12 protein-coding genes and 3 tRNA genes are annotated in these 14,514 nt (G+C 67.9%); 8 read left to right on the top strand and 7 right to left on the bottom strand.

The genetic code is table 11. The annotated features are described in order from the left end of the window. Positions 1 to 5 precede the first annotated feature (5 nt). On the bottom strand, positions 6 to 299 hold the full coding sequence (locus EIZ45_RS24355; RefSeq protein ID WP_037807446.1) for a hypothetical protein: 294 nt from the start codon (positions 297 to 299) through the stop codon (positions 6 to 8). 172 nt (positions 300 to 471) lie between these two features. Then, the gene (locus EIZ45_RS24350) at positions 472 to 1,680 is read right to left on the bottom strand and encodes an Ig-like domain-containing protein (protein ID WP_134663772.1); all 1,209 of its coding nucleotides are present in this window, start codon (positions 1,678 to 1,680) and stop codon (positions 472 to 474) included. 457 nt (positions 1,681 to 2,137) lie between these two features. Here EIZ45_RS24350 and EIZ45_RS24345 point away from each other — a divergent pair, with 457 nt between their 5' ends. After that, on the top strand, positions 2,138 to 2,341 hold the full coding sequence (locus tag EIZ45_RS24345) for a cold-shock protein (RefSeq protein WP_003097368.1): 204 nt from the start codon (positions 2,138 to 2,140) through the stop codon (positions 2,339 to 2,341). 587 nt (positions 2,342 to 2,928) lie between these two features. Here the strand turns inward: EIZ45_RS24345 and EIZ45_RS24340 are convergent. Then, positions 2,929 to 3,348, bottom strand: a complete 420-nt coding sequence (locus EIZ45_RS24340; protein ID WP_037807455.1) for a hypothetical protein — start codon at positions 3,346 to 3,348, stop codon at positions 2,929 to 2,931. A gap of 451 nt (positions 3,349 to 3,799) precedes the next feature. On the opposite strand from EIZ45_RS24340, the gene EIZ45_RS24335 reads away from it, so the two are divergent. From EIZ45_RS24335 to EIZ45_RS24315, 5 genes are all read left to right on the top strand, one after another. After that, a complete protein-coding gene (locus tag EIZ45_RS24335) occupies positions 3,800 to 4,051 on the top strand; it encodes a hypothetical protein (RefSeq protein WP_134663771.1) in 252 nt (83 codons plus the stop codon). A gap of 294 nt (positions 4,052 to 4,345) precedes the next feature. Beyond that, positions 4,346 to 4,418 (top strand) — tRNA-Glu (locus EIZ45_RS24330). Positions 4,419 to 4,432: 14 nt separating this feature from the next. Then, positions 4,433 to 4,506: transfer RNA gene (locus EIZ45_RS24325), tRNA-Asp, on the top strand. Between the two features lie 31 nt (positions 4,507 to 4,537). Next, positions 4,538 to 4,611: transfer RNA gene (locus tag EIZ45_RS24320), tRNA-Phe, on the top strand. A gap of 205 nt (positions 4,612 to 4,816) precedes the next feature. Then, positions 4,817 to 6,550: a glycoside hydrolase family 9 protein gene (locus tag EIZ45_RS24315; protein WP_240690682.1), complete on the top strand. Its 1,734-nt coding sequence runs from the start codon at positions 4,817 to 4,819 to the stop codon at positions 6,548 to 6,550. A gap of 301 nt (positions 6,551 to 6,851) precedes the next feature. Here EIZ45_RS24315 and EIZ45_RS24310 read toward each other — a convergent pair whose 3' ends face one another. After that, on the bottom strand, positions 6,852 to 7,685 hold the full coding sequence (locus tag EIZ45_RS24310; protein ID WP_037807464.1) for a hypothetical protein: 834 nt from the start codon (positions 7,683 to 7,685) through the stop codon (positions 6,852 to 6,854). A 157-nt stretch (positions 7,686 to 7,842) separates the two neighbouring features. Here EIZ45_RS24310 and EIZ45_RS24305 point away from each other — a divergent pair, with 157 nt between their 5' ends. Continuing rightward, positions 7,843 to 8,643, top strand: a complete 801-nt coding sequence (locus EIZ45_RS24305) for an arylamine N-acetyltransferase (RefSeq protein WP_134663769.1) — start codon at positions 7,843 to 7,845, stop codon at positions 8,641 to 8,643. Here the strand turns inward: EIZ45_RS24305 and EIZ45_RS24300 are convergent. Further along, positions 8,637 to 11,342, bottom strand: coding sequence for a bifunctional diguanylate cyclase/phosphodiesterase (locus EIZ45_RS24300; RefSeq protein ID WP_134663768.1), 2,706 nt, complete (start codon positions 11,340 to 11,342; stop codon positions 8,637 to 8,639). The two genes, EIZ45_RS24305 and EIZ45_RS24300, sit on opposite strands and share 7 nt — an antisense overlap. 117 nt (positions 11,343 to 11,459) lie before the next feature. Next, the gene (locus tag EIZ45_RS24295) at positions 11,460 to 12,467 is read right to left on the bottom strand and encodes a rhomboid-like protein (protein WP_240690681.1); all 1,008 of its coding nucleotides are present in this window, start codon (positions 12,465 to 12,467) and stop codon (positions 11,460 to 11,462) included. A gap of 148 nt (positions 12,468 to 12,615) precedes the next feature. Between EIZ45_RS24295 and EIZ45_RS24290 the strand changes: the two genes are divergently transcribed. After that, entirely contained in the window at positions 12,616 to 13,146 is a 531-nt protein-coding gene (locus EIZ45_RS24290; protein WP_134663766.1) for a hypothetical protein, read from the top strand. A gap of 354 nt (positions 13,147 to 13,500) precedes the next feature. Here the strand turns inward: EIZ45_RS24290 and EIZ45_RS24285 are convergent. Beyond that, on the bottom strand, positions 13,501 to 14,514 hold a 1,014-nt coding region (locus tag EIZ45_RS24285; RefSeq protein WP_240692033.1), incomplete at its 5' end, for a pyridoxal-dependent decarboxylase.

The following is a 14,514-nucleotide window of genomic DNA, read 5'->3' as shown; positions in this document are numbered from 1 at the left end:
GGCGATCAGCCCCAGACCGAGGGCAGGTGCAGGTCGCCGGTCGGGCCCGCGGGCACCGCGGTCGGGACGCGCTTGGACTTCGCGGGCTGACCCGGCGCGGCGACCTTCGGCGCGGCGGTGGTCTGACGGTCCGCGGGGGCCGGGGCCGGCGCCGCGGTGGGTCGCTCGGCCGGGGCGGTCTGCGCCGGGGCCGGCTGCACCGACGGCGGGCCGTCCGCGGCGAAAGCGACCGCGCCGCCGGTCAGTGCGCCTCCGGCGAGCAGCAGCGAACCGATGGCGAGAGCGAAGCGAACACGCACGAGTTTCCTCCTGGTTCAGGCGAGCGCCGGGTGGCGCTTCTCTGCTCTAGTCATGCGGTCGGCGGTCGCCGGGGTTGCATCGGGTTTTTTCTTTTTTCCGGCCGGGACAGCCGAACGGCCGGGAGCGTTCGAGAGCTCCCGGCCGTCCGGTTGACGCTGGTTCGGTTCGCGGTCAGGCGGCCAGCGCCGACAGCTTGGTCCACGACGCCCAGTCGTAGGTCCAATCGCTGTAGTCGCCGTCCTTCGCGCCCAGCTGCTGGGTGCTGCCGGAGATCTCCACCGGGTCGCCGGGAAGGACGCTGTCGTAGTAGATCTTCGCGTTCGCCGGCGACAGGTTGAGGCAGCCGTGCGAGATGTTCTTCTTGCCCTGCGCCCAGATCGATCCGGCGAGACCGTGGATGAACTCGCCGTTGTTGGAGATCCGGACCGCCCACGGCACGTTCACGTCGGTGTAGTTGTAGCGCGGGTTGCTCATCGAGTACGTCGAGTGCTTCGACATGACCACGTGCGTGCCGCTGTGCGTGACGCGGCCCGGGTCGGAGTCGAGGCCGTAGCTCACCGGGAAGTCCATGACCTGCTGGCCGTCGCGGATGACCTGCATGGTGTGTTCCTGGGTGTTGCCCTTGACGATCTGCGAGCGGCCGATGGTGAAGCTCGCCGAGACGTCCTGCTTGCCGTAGACGCCGTCGCCCATCGAAACGCCGTAGATGTTGGCCGAGACGACGACCTTCGTGTTCGGCTTGAAGTACTCCTTCGGCCGCCAGTGCACCGAAGTGTCGCCGTTGAGCCACGCCCACGCGCCCTCGGTCTTCGGCGTGGTCTCCACCGACAGCGCGCGCTCGACGGCGGCCTTGTCCTTGACCGCGCTCGGGAACGTGAGCGCGATCGGCATCGCGATGCCGTAGGTCTGCCCGTCGCCGACGTTCAGGCTGCCCTGCATCTGGCGGCGCGGTTTGACCGTGGTGAACGAACCGTTGATCGGGACCTGCTTGCCGTCCTCGCCGGTGGCCTGCCCGGACCAGGTATAGGTCTTGCCGTAGCCGAGGTCTTCGGTGCTGCTCCAGCTCTTCTTGTCCGGGGACTGCTGTCCCTGCACCTGTTTGCCGTCGGCGTTCGTGAGCGTGACGCTCCCGATGGTGCCGTTCGCGACGGTCACCTTCGCCGGTTCGCCCGGCGCGACGTTGCCCGCCCCGGACGCCGGCGTGAGCGCGACGGCCGCCGGTTTCACCGGAGTGGCCGGCGCCTCGGTAGGCCCGCCGCCCGCGGTCCCGCCCGCGTTCACGCTCGACCCGCCGCCGCTGCACGCCCCGAGCGTGAGCGCGGCGACCAAGCCCAGCACCGCGACGCCGGCCCGGCGGCGTGCGAAGTGTCGGATTGTCACACCGATCCCCAATCTCCCCTTGGTACCCCGAACACCCAGACGTCCCGAGACACCTTCACGTTCACCGGAAACGGGGTGACCAGCATCACACTGCACCGAGTGACCATCACGGAAGCGGCTCGAACGACCGCGCACTGTGCATCCCCGAAGTGCGCTGGGTGTACTGGATCAGCGTAGCCGCGGGTCCGACTTCGGTGCGTAGGCAGCGATACGACGTTCCGGTGACGCGCGCACGTCGGAACCGATCCTTGCGATCAACGGGGTTCAGATTTGGTGAGATCCCGGTAGGCTGCTGACCAGGCCGTCGTTTTGCGTGTTCGTGGCTTCACACTCGCGGAACTTCTGACGCGAGCCGTGGGGCCGTAAAGCTCTTCGCTCGTCTCGTTGGAACCGCCCGGGACGGCCTGGGTGCCGCTTTGGTGGCATTCGAAGCGGATCTGTTACGAGGAGTACAGCGGTGGCGCAAGGCACTGTGAAGTGGTTCAACGCGGAGAAGGGCTTCGGCTTCATCGCGCAGGACGGCGGCGAAGGCGACGTTTTCGTGCACTACTCGGAGATCGAGGGACGCGGCTTCCGCACCCTCGAGGAGAACCAGCGAGTGGAGTTCGAGGTCGGCCAGGGGCAGAAGGGCCCGCAGGCCCAGAAGGTCCGTGCGATCTGAGTCAGGCCCGCGCGTTTTCTCAGGCCTGAAAGAAGGGCCCCGACGGGATTTCCCGTCGGGGCCTTTTTTCATTGCGGCTTCCGTTGTGGGGAATGTTTGGAGCGACGGTTACCGCGGTTGATCCTGGCGGGAGTTGGGGCGGCGGCTGCCGGGTGCTCGGGTTCGGGGGTCGCCGGTCGAGGGCGGGTTTCGGCGAGGCTCCCGGCACGTACGGGCGACGCCGGATCGGATGGTTGCCCCACTGCGAGTGGGCGCGCGTGATCCGACCCGATCGGGTGACGCTTGCCCCCTGTGGCCGGTTGCTGGCGGCCGGGTCGGTCGCTGGAGTTGGCGGATTGGCTTCTCGCGAGCCCCGCTGTACCGCTCTTGGCGGGCGATCGTGCGGCCGCTCGACGGCAGTGGGTTCGGCTGTCGCCCTTGTCGTGAGCTATCCGCCGCGCCGTCCGTTTCGCGGCCAAGACCGCGTCGTCGGCGGCGGAATCCGGGAGCGTCCCGCTCACCGGGACTCCGGCCCTCCGGCGACCCCTGGAAAGGGAAAACCCCCGGCCGTCGGGGGAAGCCGGGGGTTTTCGTTCAGGGGGCGGGGATCAGCGCCCGACGAGGGGCTGCTCGAACGTCTCCGCCGGGAAGTGGAATTCGTCGGTCATCGCGTCGGAGTGGCGGCGCTCCTGGGCGGAGGCGGCCTGGCCCTCCCACGAGAGGCGCTCCAGGATCCATTCCTGCGCCAGGGCCTGCGGGGTCAGGTTCCTGGCGACGGCGATGTCCTTGAGCTGCTGGCTGGCGATGAGGTTCATCCGCAGCTGGTAGACCTGCGCGTCGCCGAAGCGGCTGCCGGTCCCGGTGCTCTCCGGGTCGGAGTCCGGGGCGAGCGCGGCGAGGTAGCTGGTGAGCTCCTTGTCCTCGACGACTTCGTCGCCGGCGGCTTTGGCGGCATTGCGATGCCGCCCGCTCGAGACGGCTTTGAGATTCGTGCGGCTGCTGAGGCGGCCGAGGGAGGGAAGAGGCACGCGGTCACGATAACGGTTGGGTCTCGGCAAAGAAACCACTGTGAGCCACGACACACGCATTTCCGTGCCCGGCAAGCCTAATTCGATCACCTGTTCAGCCCAGTCGGTAAACACATTTCGCGACTGTCTGTTGATCAGGGGTACGGAGAGTAGATCCGCAGGTCGGTGCCAATGTGCGGAAATGGAGAGACCCCCGCGCCAGGGGGAGGAACGCGGGGGTCGGAGGGGATCTCCACAGGCGCTGACCGGGGGTGTGTCAGCAACACCGATTGTTGCACGAGTTCCGGGGATCGGCGAGGGGAAGCCGGGAGAAATCGTTCTGCGCGATCTTGGAATGCGTTACCAGGGAAGCTTCGGAGAGTGTTCACAGGTTCACTCTCCGGGGGGCTGCCGGGGCTGCTCGCCGCTGGTTAGCCTCGCGGCCAGTTGTTGCGAACCGCACGGAGGGGCCATGAGCGGATCGGTCGAAGTTCGTCAGTTCCTCCTTCGGTACGAAGGTGCCGACGGGGGAAGCACGTCACTGTCCGGCGGCGTGCCGGCGCAGCGCGGGTCGTCGGAAGGGCAACGGGTCTCCGACGACCAGGTCCACCGAGCCCGCCTGGCCGTCGCGGCCGGTGCGCTCGACGTCGAGGACTGCGCGCAGTTGCTGGAGATGCTCGGGCTGAGTCCGGGTGACGACGGTCAGGCGCCCGTGCAGCGCTGAGCGGCTGGACGGCCGGAGCTGTGTGGGTTTCGGCGGCCTGGACTCTCGGCGTGCGCGCTCGTCTCCGGCGTAGAGTGGCGTGGCACACACCGATCGTCCGACTCGGCTTCGAAGCCGCCGATCGGCGGGAAGCGGCCCGGGTGGGGCGTAGGCGCTGGCGTTACCGCAGGTCGGAGGCTCGCCAATCGCTTAATGAACCCCCCGTGCAAAGCCCTTGGAACGTGCCCTATGCTTGTAATCGCTCCCAGGGGAACACCTGAGAGCGCGGTCGGTCGGTCCACCGAAACCGATCGGGCTCCCATCGTTCAGTGGCCTAGGACTCCGCCCTTTCAAGGCGGCAACGCGGGTTCGAATCCCGTTGGGAGTACGCAGTACCAGTAAGGCCCTGTGGCGCAGTTGGTTAGCGCGTCGCCCTGTCACGGCGAAGGTCGCGGGTTCGAGTCCCGTCAGGGTCGCAAGATCGTTCGGCTCCTAGCCGGCGTTCCCGGCCAGGTAGCTCAGTTGGTACGAGCGTCCGCCTGAAAAGCGGAAGGTCGCCGGTTCGACCCCGGCCCTGGCCACAGCGAATTTCAGCCCCCATCCCAGCGGATGGGGGCTTTTTCGTCGTCTCGGTCTTCCCTTCGGAAGCAGTCTTGCCAAACCTTCGGAGCCCTCCCTAGCCTCGAGGACATCTCAAAAGGTCTGGACCACTGGAGGTCGAGGATGCCGGGAGATGTGGGACGTCGAGGTTTTCTGGCCGGATCGGCGGCGGTGGGGGTCGGGGTGATGGCACCGTTCGGAGCCGAGGCCGTCGAGGCACGGTCCGGGGTGACGGTTTACGCGAACAACGTCGGTTACGTGCCCGGCGCGCCCAAGCGGGCGGTACTCGCCGCTGAGTCGCCCCGGGCGATCCCGAAGTTCACCGTCGCGGACCTCGCCACCGGAAAGGCCGTCTTCACCGGCAGCCCGCGACCGGCGGCTCAGGTCTCGGGATGGGACGACCGGCATTACTGGACCGCGGACTTCTCCGCTCTCAAGACCGAAGGCGAGTACGTCCTGCTCGCCGCGGACGGGCGGTCGCAGCCGTTTCGCATCGACCAGCTGGTGCTCGAGCGCCACACGCTCTCCCACGTCGTGCACTACTTCAAGGGCACCCGCAGCTCGGACCGGTTCGATCGCCAGGACCGGCAAGCGCCGATCGGCCCCAAAGGCACGCAGGTCATGGACGCGCACGGCGCCTGGTACGACGCGACCGGCGACTTCGGCAAGCATTTCACGCAGCTGTCGGACCGCAGCTACTTCAATACTCTCCAGATCCCGCTCACCGCATGGGTCCTGGCCAAGGCGTACCAGCGGCTCACCGCGCGCGGCGACACCAACTTCACCCAACTGCGGACCTGGCTGGCCGACGAAGCGCTGTTCGGCGCCGACTACCTGCACCGGGTCAAACTCGACGGCGGCACCTTCGTCACCTCGGTCATCCAGCCGGGACCGCCGAAGGATCCGAAGCTGCGGTACGTCCTGGCGAACAGCGACGGCGACCCCGTCCAGGTGAATTACCGCGAAGGCGGCGGGGTCGCGATCGCAGCGCTGGCCGCGGCGACCACGCTGGATGCTTCGGGCGACTACTCGCACACGGAGTACTTGGCGACGGCGGAAGCCGCGTTCGAATACCTGGAGCAGCACAACGTCGAGATGACCAATGACGGCAAGGAAAACATCCAGGACGACTACGGTGCGTTGCTGGCGGCGGTCGAGTTGTACCAGGTGACTAAGAAGCCAGTCTACCGCGAAGCAGCGGATCGCCGGGCGCACAACCTGTTGCAGCGCTTGGTGTCCTGGAAGTCCTACCGAGACTACTGGCGCGCGGACGACGGCGACCGGCCATATTTCCATCCCTCGGACGCCGGCCTGCCCGTGATCAGCCTGCTCGCGTACACCGAGATCGCCGACGCGGCAACGGTTTCTGACGTGCTCAAGGTGGTGCGGCGCTCGCTGGAGTTCGAGCTTGCGGTGACCGCCGAGGTGCCTAACCCGTTTGGGTATGCGCGGAATCTTGTGCAAGATGGGGAGGGTAAGAGGTATAGCTCATTTTTCTTCCCGCACAACGTCACTCCGCGAGCGAAGGACCAGTGGTGGCAGGGGGAGAACGCGCGGATCGCTTCCCTGGCGACCGCCGCTCGCCTTGCCGCGCCACGGTTTCCCGGCGAGTTCGCGGCACGCCTGCGGTCGTACGCGGCTGATCAGCTGAACTGGATCTGCGGCAGCAACCCGTACGGCGTGTGCATGCTTGACGGCAGCGGCCACGCCAACCCGCAGTACAGCTGGCTCGGGTCGTGGCAGTTCCTGCCCACGGCGGGCGGAATCGTCAACGGCATCACCGGCTTGAACGAGGACGGCAGCGGGATCGCCTGGGACCGCGGCTACGTGGTCACCGGAAAGGACGACGACTGGCGGTGGGATGAACAGTGGCTGCCCCACTCGACGTGGTACCTGTACGCGGTCGCGGTGGGAGATTGATCCAGGCAACGGCGCGGAACCGGATCGTCTCTGACGCGAGCTTGCCTACTGCCCGGCTTGTCGCTGGGCTGTGGCGTCTCGCATGCGGTGCGTGCCGCGAGCCTGGAGTGCTGGCATGGGCTTGCTGGGCCTCGGCTTGTCGTAGCCGGTCTGCCGGGCTGTGGCGCGGAGTCTCGTCGTGCCCAGCTCGGGTTTTGTCCGGCCACAGCCTGTTGTAGACACTCGCTAAGCCACAGAACGTGATGCGTGCCCGGCACGAACTGAATCGTGCCGGGCACGCCACCAACCGCAAAATCGAGCCCTAGATCAACGGCCCCCGGAACTTAGTCGTCCCCGGGACAAGCTGCACAGTCCCAAGCCCACCGTGCGCGCTCGCATACTCCAGCTCGCGCGACAGATCGCCAACACCGTTCGTCCCCGGCTGGGGCAGCAGGTTCAGCGTGCTCAGCACCCCGAGTGCGTTGCCGTCGCGGTCGAGGAAGCCGCTGCCGGAGTCGCCGGGGATGCCGGGGGTCACGGTGAATACCGTGTGGCTCCAGCCGCCGCCTGTGTCGCCCAGGCTGGTGCCCTGTTTGGGGGACAGCTGGGTGATTCCGCCGCGTAGTTCCGAATTTCCGTAGCTGAGCACGGTGGCGAGTTGCTTCGTGCCGGTGGTGTTCACGCCGGTCGGTCCGCCCCAGAACGGCAGGCTTGGGTTCACCTTCGACACGTCCGCGGGGTCGACCTTCACGAGCGCGAGGTCGTTGTACTGGCACGTGTTCGCGTCCGCCTCGTGGCGGGACTGCATGGTCAGCCACGAGTTGTAGACGAGCGTTCCCGGCTTGCTCGCCCCGGCGATCTCGACGGGGGTGCCGAGCGGGAGCGAACCGGCGGAGCAGCCGTTCGTTTCGGTCGAGCCGCCGGTGCCGGAGCAGTGCGCGGCCTGTCCGAGGAAGACATCCGTTCCGTTGCTGTACACGAAGTTCGAGGTGCATTGCGCCCCGTTGGTGTGCGTCTGCACCCCAGGGTGCACGGCGGCGGTGTCCGCCGGGGCCCAGGTCGGGGCCGCTGCCCACGCGGTCGCGGGCAGCAATGCGGCGGCGGTGGCCAGTGCCGTCACCGCACTGGCCCGGGCCAGTGGTCGAGGGGTCTTCATCGGGCTCCCTTCGAGAAAGGCCAGCACTCACTCGGACGTGTGCTACTGACTGGTAGGCATCGGGGGTACATCACACCAGAGAGTGGTGCCAGTCACAACCGTTGTGACCCTGGGTGACTATTGACCTAGAGCTAGCTGGAGGTTGCACACTGGTCGCATGACTGGGGAATGGAACATCGAGGCAGCAGACGTCGACGCTTACCTCGCGCGCATCGGACAGCGGCGGGAGGAACCGTCCGTAGCGGCGCTGGGGCGGTTGGCGCGGGCGCACGTCGAGGCGATCCCGTTCGAGAACGTCGACGTGGTGATCGGCCGCCATCGCGGGATCGAGCTGGACGTCGTCAGCGAGAAGCTCGTCGGACGTCGCCGGGGCGGGTACTGCTACGAGCAGGCCGGGTTGTTCGCGGCCGTCGCCGAGCAGTTGGGTTACCAGGTGCAGCGCACGGTCGCGCGGGTGCAGCCGCGGAAGAGCGGGCCGTACACGCACATGACGCTCGTGATTACCGTTGAGGGGCAACAGTTTCTCGTGGACGTCGGGTTCGGCGCCGGGATCCTGGTGCCGATGCCGTTGATCGACGGGGCCGAAGTGGACCAAGCCGGGTGGACGCATCGGATGACTCTCCGCGACGGCTGGTGGGTGCTCCAGAAGCAGGACGGCGACGGGTGGGAAGACCTGCACGAGCTGCTTCCGCTGGTGCACAGCCGACCGCTCGACTACCAGGTGTTCCACCACTACACGTCCACGCACCCGAAGTCCCCGTTCACCGGGCGGGTCGTGGTGATGCGGCTCGAACCGGGACGGTTCCGCAGGCTCCTCGGCCGCGAGTACCAGGAAAGCCACCCCGACGGCACGGTCGAGACGCGCACGATAGAACCGGTCGATCTCGGCAAGACCCTGGAGGACCTCGACGTCTTCCTCACCGAGGACGAGCTAGCGGCGCTGCTCGAGACTTACTGAAACAACTCCGCGGCAGCCAACGGCCGGCCCAGGTGGTAACCCTGGGCCTGGTCACAGCCGAGCTCCCGCAGCAGCGCCAGCTCTTCCGCCGTCTCGACGCCTTCCGCCACCACCGTCAGATCCACCGCGTGCGCCATCGCGATGATGCTCGTGACGATCGCGGCCGCGTCGCGGGAATCGGCGATTCCGGTGATGAACGAGCGGTCGATCTTGAGCGTGTCCAGTGTCAGCCGACGGAGCTGGGCCAGCGACGAATAGCCAGTGCCGAAGTCGTCGATCGCCAGCAGAACGCCCAGAGAACGCAAGGCGGACAACACTTCCGCGGCCGCCGACGTATCGCGCATGAGGGCGCTTTCGGTGACTTCCAGCGTCAACGATCCGGGCGGCAAGCCGGTGGTGGCAAGGGCATCGCGGACCGCGGGCACCAGGTGCGGGTCGTCCAGCTGCCGGACCGAGAGGTTGACCTTCAGACTCAAGTCGAGGCCCCGGCCGGTGCGCAGCGCGGCCAGTTCGCGCGTGGTGTCGCGCAGGACGTACTTGCCCAGCACGTTGATCAGTTCGCTTTCCTCGGCCAGCGGGATGAATTCCGCGGGCGAGATCGCGCCGTGTTTCGGGTGGGTCCAGCGCAGCAGGGCCTCGACGCCGACCATTTCGCCGGTGCGCAGGTCGACCACCGGCTGGTAAGCGGGCCATAGCTGTCCACTGTGGACAGCGTCGCGGAGGTCCTGCTCCATTCGCAACCGCCGCTGCATGCGTCTCCGCAGGGCGACGTCGAAGAATTCGAACCGGCCGCGGCCGCGGGATTTCGCTTGGTACATCGCGACATCCGCGTCGCGCAGCAGATCCTCCGCGCTGCGGCGGTCGTCCGGTTCCACGAGCACGATGCCCATGCTCGCGTCCAGGTGCAACTGCCTGCCGTGCACCGAAACCGGTTCCGCCAGCACCGAACGCAGGTGTGCGGCGAACACGCCGACCTGCGCGGGACCGGTCGTCGCGGACGTGACGACCACGAACTCGTCGCCGCCCAGCCTGCCGACGACGTCGTCGGGACCGGTGGCCCGGCGCAGCCGTTCGCCCGCGATGCGCAGAACCTGGTCGCCGACCGGGTGGCCGAGGGAATCGTTGATCAGCTTGAACTTGTCCAGGTCGAGGAACAGCACGGCGGCCGCCTCGCTGCCGTCGCGGCGGTCGAGCCGGTCCAGCACCAGGGTGCGGTTGGCGAGCCGGGTGAGCGGGTCGTGGGTCGCCTCGTGGGCCAGCCGGGCGCTGATCGCGCGCCGTTCGGTGATGTCGGTGAAGGACGTGACCACCGAGACGCCCTTCGGGTCGTCCGAATCGAGCAACCGCGAGGTCAGCGACACCCACACGTCGCGACCGTCGGGGCGGCGCAGACGCACGACCAGGCCGTTGTGCGTGATCCCGGTGCGGCGCGTGTGCATGGACGGCAGCTCGTCGTCGGGGATCCGGTTGCCGTCCTCGTCGAACAGCACGAGCGTCGTGCACGGTACGCCGAGCAGGTCCGCTTCGGGGACGCCGAGGATGCGGCAGGCGGCCGGGTTCGCCGACTGGATCAGCCCGGTCGGGTCGATCACCAGCACGCCCTCGTCGAGCGCGGCGACGACCGTCGCGTAGTGCTGTTCGACGCGGCGACGTGCGGTTTCGTCCGTGCAGACCAGGAGGAAGCCGTCGACGGTCTCGGTCGCGGACACCCGGACCTGCCGCGGCGAGCCGTCCCGGCAGCGGTGCGTTTGCTCGGCGTCGCCGTCGCGGATCGAGGCCGGGGACGGGTCGATGCCGAGCACCTCGTGCACCCGCCTGCCGAGCGCTTCCGAGGCGGGCCAGCCGTAGACGGTCTCGGCGGCCGGATTCCAGCCGGTGACGATGCCCTCGGCGGTGATCGTGACGACGGCGTCGCTGACGTGTGTGACCAGCGCTTCCTGCGCGCGGACGGCGGCCGCGGCGGCGTGTTTGACGGTGCTGTCGCGGATCACCACCTGGAACGACGGCGGGTTCGAGTCGCTGGTGCGCACCGAAACGGTTTCCGCCACGAATTTGCTCCCGTCCAACCGTTTCAGCACCGCTTCGCGGGGTTCCGCGCTGGGATCCTCCAGCAGGTCCGCGGATTCGGCAGCCACGAAGTCCGCGAACTCGCGGCTGACGACCTCGTGCGCCGCCCGTGCCGCGAACAGGTCGAGCGCCGCCTGGTTGGCGTAGGTGACGACGCCGCCGGAGTACACGCAGATCGCGTCCGGGCTCTGCTCCATCAGCAGCTGGTACCGGTCGGACAGCTCCGCGAGGTCGGACTTCTCCGGCACCGTCTCCGCGACCGCCGAAGCGACGCCGAGCAGGCCGGTCGTGTGGTCCTGTTCGCCGACGGTCCGCGCACGCAGCCGGATGCGGCGCGCGGTGCCGTCGGGACCGTCCTGCGGCTGCTCGAGTTCGAAATCGCGGCCGGGCGGGGTGCGGCGGAGGTTCGCGGTGAGCGGGCGGAGCAGCTCGGTGAGCCGGTCGCACAGCTCCTTGCCGGTCGCGCCGGGGAGGCCGAGCACCGCGTCGAGGCCGGGCAGCCAGGTGAGGGTCGCCGGTTCGGAGGCGTGCAGGGAGAACAGGACCCCCGCGCCGGCGTCCGGCCGCAGGCCCGCTAGCTGGGCGCGCCGGGTGATTCCACCCGGTTCACCGGCCAGGGCGTCAGCCTCCATGGTGCTTCCGATCCCCCTTGTCGGCGTATGGCCCGTCGATTACACCACCGAGTGAAGCCTGTGTATATCCGCACGGGGAGCTGCTTGCGTCACTCGTCCGGACGATGAAGGTGGGTGCTATCGGGCGATGCGGGGCACGCTGCGCAGTCGCGGACCCCACACGAGCAGGCCGAAGTGGGCCGCACAGGCGTGTCCGAGGACCGTCACGACGGAGGCGAGACTGGCCGGATCGTCGGTCACGTAGACGCCGATAACGAATAGCTCAAGGGCCACGATCCCGGCGATCCGAGCCCTCCCGCGCAGCAGCGCGACAAGCACGCCGGCGGTGGTGAGGAAGCCGTAGCTGACCCCGATGTCGAGCCAGCGGCCCGCGGAATGCGGCAGGACGTCGGTGTGGATCAAGGCCATGACCGGCAGTTCGGTAGCGATCGTGGCGAGCACGTGCCCGCTGAAGAAGACCAGCGCCGTCCGGAGCCCGCCGAACCGCCGCTCGAACGGGGCGACAGCGATCGCGAAGATCACCGCGTACGGCAGCCAGCCGCCGTCGGCGATCCAGAACGCGCTGGTCAGGAGCGCGGTGAGGGGGTGGCGCGCCATGTTGTGCGCGTCGGTGCTGGAGACCGCGAGGAGCTTGTCGGTGAGCTTCGAGCTGCCGAAGCGGAGGAGCAGCGAGGTGCCGAGCAGAAGGACGAGGTAACCGAAGGTGAACGGCGTGGACCGCGGGCTGGGGACGAGGCTCAGCCAGGCGCGCTTCGGCCGCCAGCTCGCGGGGACGGCGGCTAGGAAGGGGAGCCTCGGCACGGGCTGGACGAGTTCGAGCGAGCTGGCGGCCGGGTCGTCCTTGGTCAGCACGGCCGTCGCCGTCGGTCGCGAGGACCCGTCGATGATCTCGACCAACTGGGTGCCGCCTGCTCTGGTGGGGGCCGCTGCCGCGGCGGTGCCCGGGTTGCCCGGTTCCGGCTTCCCGGCCATCGGGACGGAGACCGGCTGGACGGCGGGCGTCCGTCCGCGCAGCCACGTCAAGGAGCGCCACTTCCGGGGAGTTCCGGTGGCGGCAGCACTGCGTGCCGGGCGGGGCGCCGGGTCCGGCTCGCGCAGCGACATGCGTCCAGAGTGGCTGGGCATGCTGGGATTTTGGCTAAGCGCAGCTGTGAATGCGCTGTGATTCACACCAGCTAGAGTGAGCACTCTGGGTAGAAGGTTTCTCTCTTTGTCACCCGTTCGGTGGCCGCATCCGGTAGGAATAGGCCACTCCTGGTGAAAGGTCTCGCTGGTGAACGACGAGGTTTCGGTCGCCGAGCTGTTGGTGCGCGAAGGACACGAACGACGGATCCCGCCGCCGTCCCGGTCCAGGTGGCGCATGGTTTCGGTGATGCTCGCGGTGATCGTCGGCTGCGGGGCTGCGGCAATGCTCGTCTCGTACGGGACCACGGCGAACGACGGGGCCGCCCGGATCACCGAGATGCGCGTGATCGAGATGCCGGACCGCACCGGCGGCGCGGGCGGCGTCGACGAGACCAACCCGCCGACGCCCACCGGCGAGGAGACCGAAGAGGGCACTGCCGGCGCGGGGGACGCGCCTTCGACCAAGGCGAACGTCAATCCGTTCGGCGAGCACAGCACTGCCGAGCACCCGGCTGATTCCGCTCCGGCGCGTCCGTCGTCGAGTGAGCGGCCGGAAACGACCGGTCCGACTGGGCCGACTCAGCCGTCGACGAGCACGTCGGCGCCGTCGAGTTCGAGCCAGCCGGCTTCGTCGAGCAGCCATGAGCCGCCTTGTGTTTTGAACATTATTTGCCTTTAGGGGTCTGAGCGCGTCAGCGCGTTACGCGCGTTACGCGCGTTACGTGGTGTTGCGGAGGGTTGGGCTGGATCCGCAGGCGGGGGCCGTTGGTGTTTGTGGGGTGATTCGGCTCGTCGCCTGGCGGCGACATTGCGCCCGTTGGTTGCGTGGGGCACCCCGAAGTTTGATTGTGCTGACGGTTCGGGGGTGCTTGTCAAGGCGGGAAAGATGCCTTGACAAGCACCCCCGAACCGCAGGGGAGCTTCGTATCGGGGTGCGGGGGAGGTGTGGGTGCCTCGCTCGTTGGGTGTGTCTGCTGCGGTTTTAGGGTCGTGAGGGGGGCCCTGAGGGAATCAGGGGGTGTGAGGGTGGCCCTCACTGCTCGGGCAGGGTGCGGGCTATAGCGGTTAGGCGGTTGGCCAGTAGGTCGATGTCTGCCTCGGTGGTGCGGTGGTTGGTGACGCAGGCGCGGACGCAGGCCTGCCCGTTTACCTTGGCTGGGCCCAGCATTGCGGTGCCTTCTTCGTGGAGTCTGGTGAGGAGTTCTGCGTGTGCTTCGGTGTTGCGGCCGGGCATTCGGACGCAGACTGCGGTGAGCGTGACTGGGTTCATCAACTCCAACCCGGGGGCGGCGGCGATGTGGGCGCCTAGGTGGGTGGCCAGGGTCAGGCAGCGTTCGGTGACTGTGCGGAAGGTGCCTACGCCGAAGGTGCGCAGGGCAGCCCAGACTTTCAAAGCCTTGAAACTGCGGGAAAGTTGCGGGCCGTGGTCCATGTAGTCGAGCAGGTGGGCGTCGTCGATTGCGGTGAGGTAGGACGACGACGAGGAGAAGGCGAAGGCGTTGCGCAGCTTCGCCATGTCCTTGACCAGCAGGGCTCCCGCCTCTAACGGAGCGAAGAGCAGCTTGTGCGGGTCCAGGGTGATGGAGTCTGCCCGGGACAGCGGGAGCAGTGCGTCGCGGGTTGAATCGGCTAGGACGAAAAGGGCGCCGTATGCGCCGTCTACGTGTAGCCAGAGTTTTTCTTTTTCGCAGAGGTCTGCGATGGGGCCGATGGGGTCTATCGAGCCGGTGGTGACTGTGCCTGCGGTCGCTACTGCGCAGAACGGTTCTTTTCCGGCGGCGCGGTCTTCGGCGATCGCTCGGGTTAGCAGGTCGACACGCAGTTGGAAATGGGCGTCGGTGGGGATTGTGCGGACGTTGTCCAGGCCGATTCCTAGCAGGGCGGCGGCCTTGACTACGCTGCGGTGCGCTTCGTCGGAGGTGTAAAGCACTAGCGGGGCGCGGGATTCTTGGAGACCGCGTTCGCGGAAGTCTGGTATTCGGTCGGCGATGGCGGTAGTGAGCGCGTCCATTGAGGATTTTTCATCCTGTTGTTGCTGGTGGGGGTG

The organism is Amycolatopsis sp. CFH S0740, from assembly GCF_004522315.1.
Lineage (GTDB): Bacteria > Actinomycetota > Actinomycetes > Mycobacteriales > Pseudonocardiaceae > Amycolatopsis > Amycolatopsis nivea.
The sequence above is the reverse complement of the archived record's forward strand: the minus strand, read 5'-3'. Positions and strand labels throughout refer to the sequence as shown.

Bases quoted from the DNA above. Each gene is read 5' to 3' on its own strand.
- EIZ45_RS24295 (WP_240690681.1), bottom strand. From the start codon at position 12,467: ATGCCCAGCCACTCTGGACGCATGTCGCTGCGCGAGCCGGACCCGGCG.
- EIZ45_RS24305 (WP_134663769.1), top strand. From the start codon at position 7,843: ATGACTGGGGAATGGAACATCGAGGCAGCAGACGTCGACGCTTACCTC.
- EIZ45_RS24335 (WP_134663771.1), top strand. From the start codon at position 3,800: ATGAGCGGATCGGTCGAAGTTCGTCAGTTCCTCCTTCGGTACGAAGGT.
- EIZ45_RS24310 (WP_037807464.1), bottom strand. From the start codon at position 7,685: ATGAAGACCCCTCGACCACTGGCCCGGGCCAGTGCGGTGACGGCACTG.
- EIZ45_RS24315 (WP_240690682.1), top strand. From the start codon at position 4,817: ATGGCACCGTTCGGAGCCGAGGCCGTCGAGGCACGGTCCGGGGTGACG.
- EIZ45_RS24300 (WP_134663768.1), bottom strand. From the start codon at position 11,342: ATGGAGGCTGACGCCCTGGCCGGTGAACCGGGTGGAATCACCCGGCGC.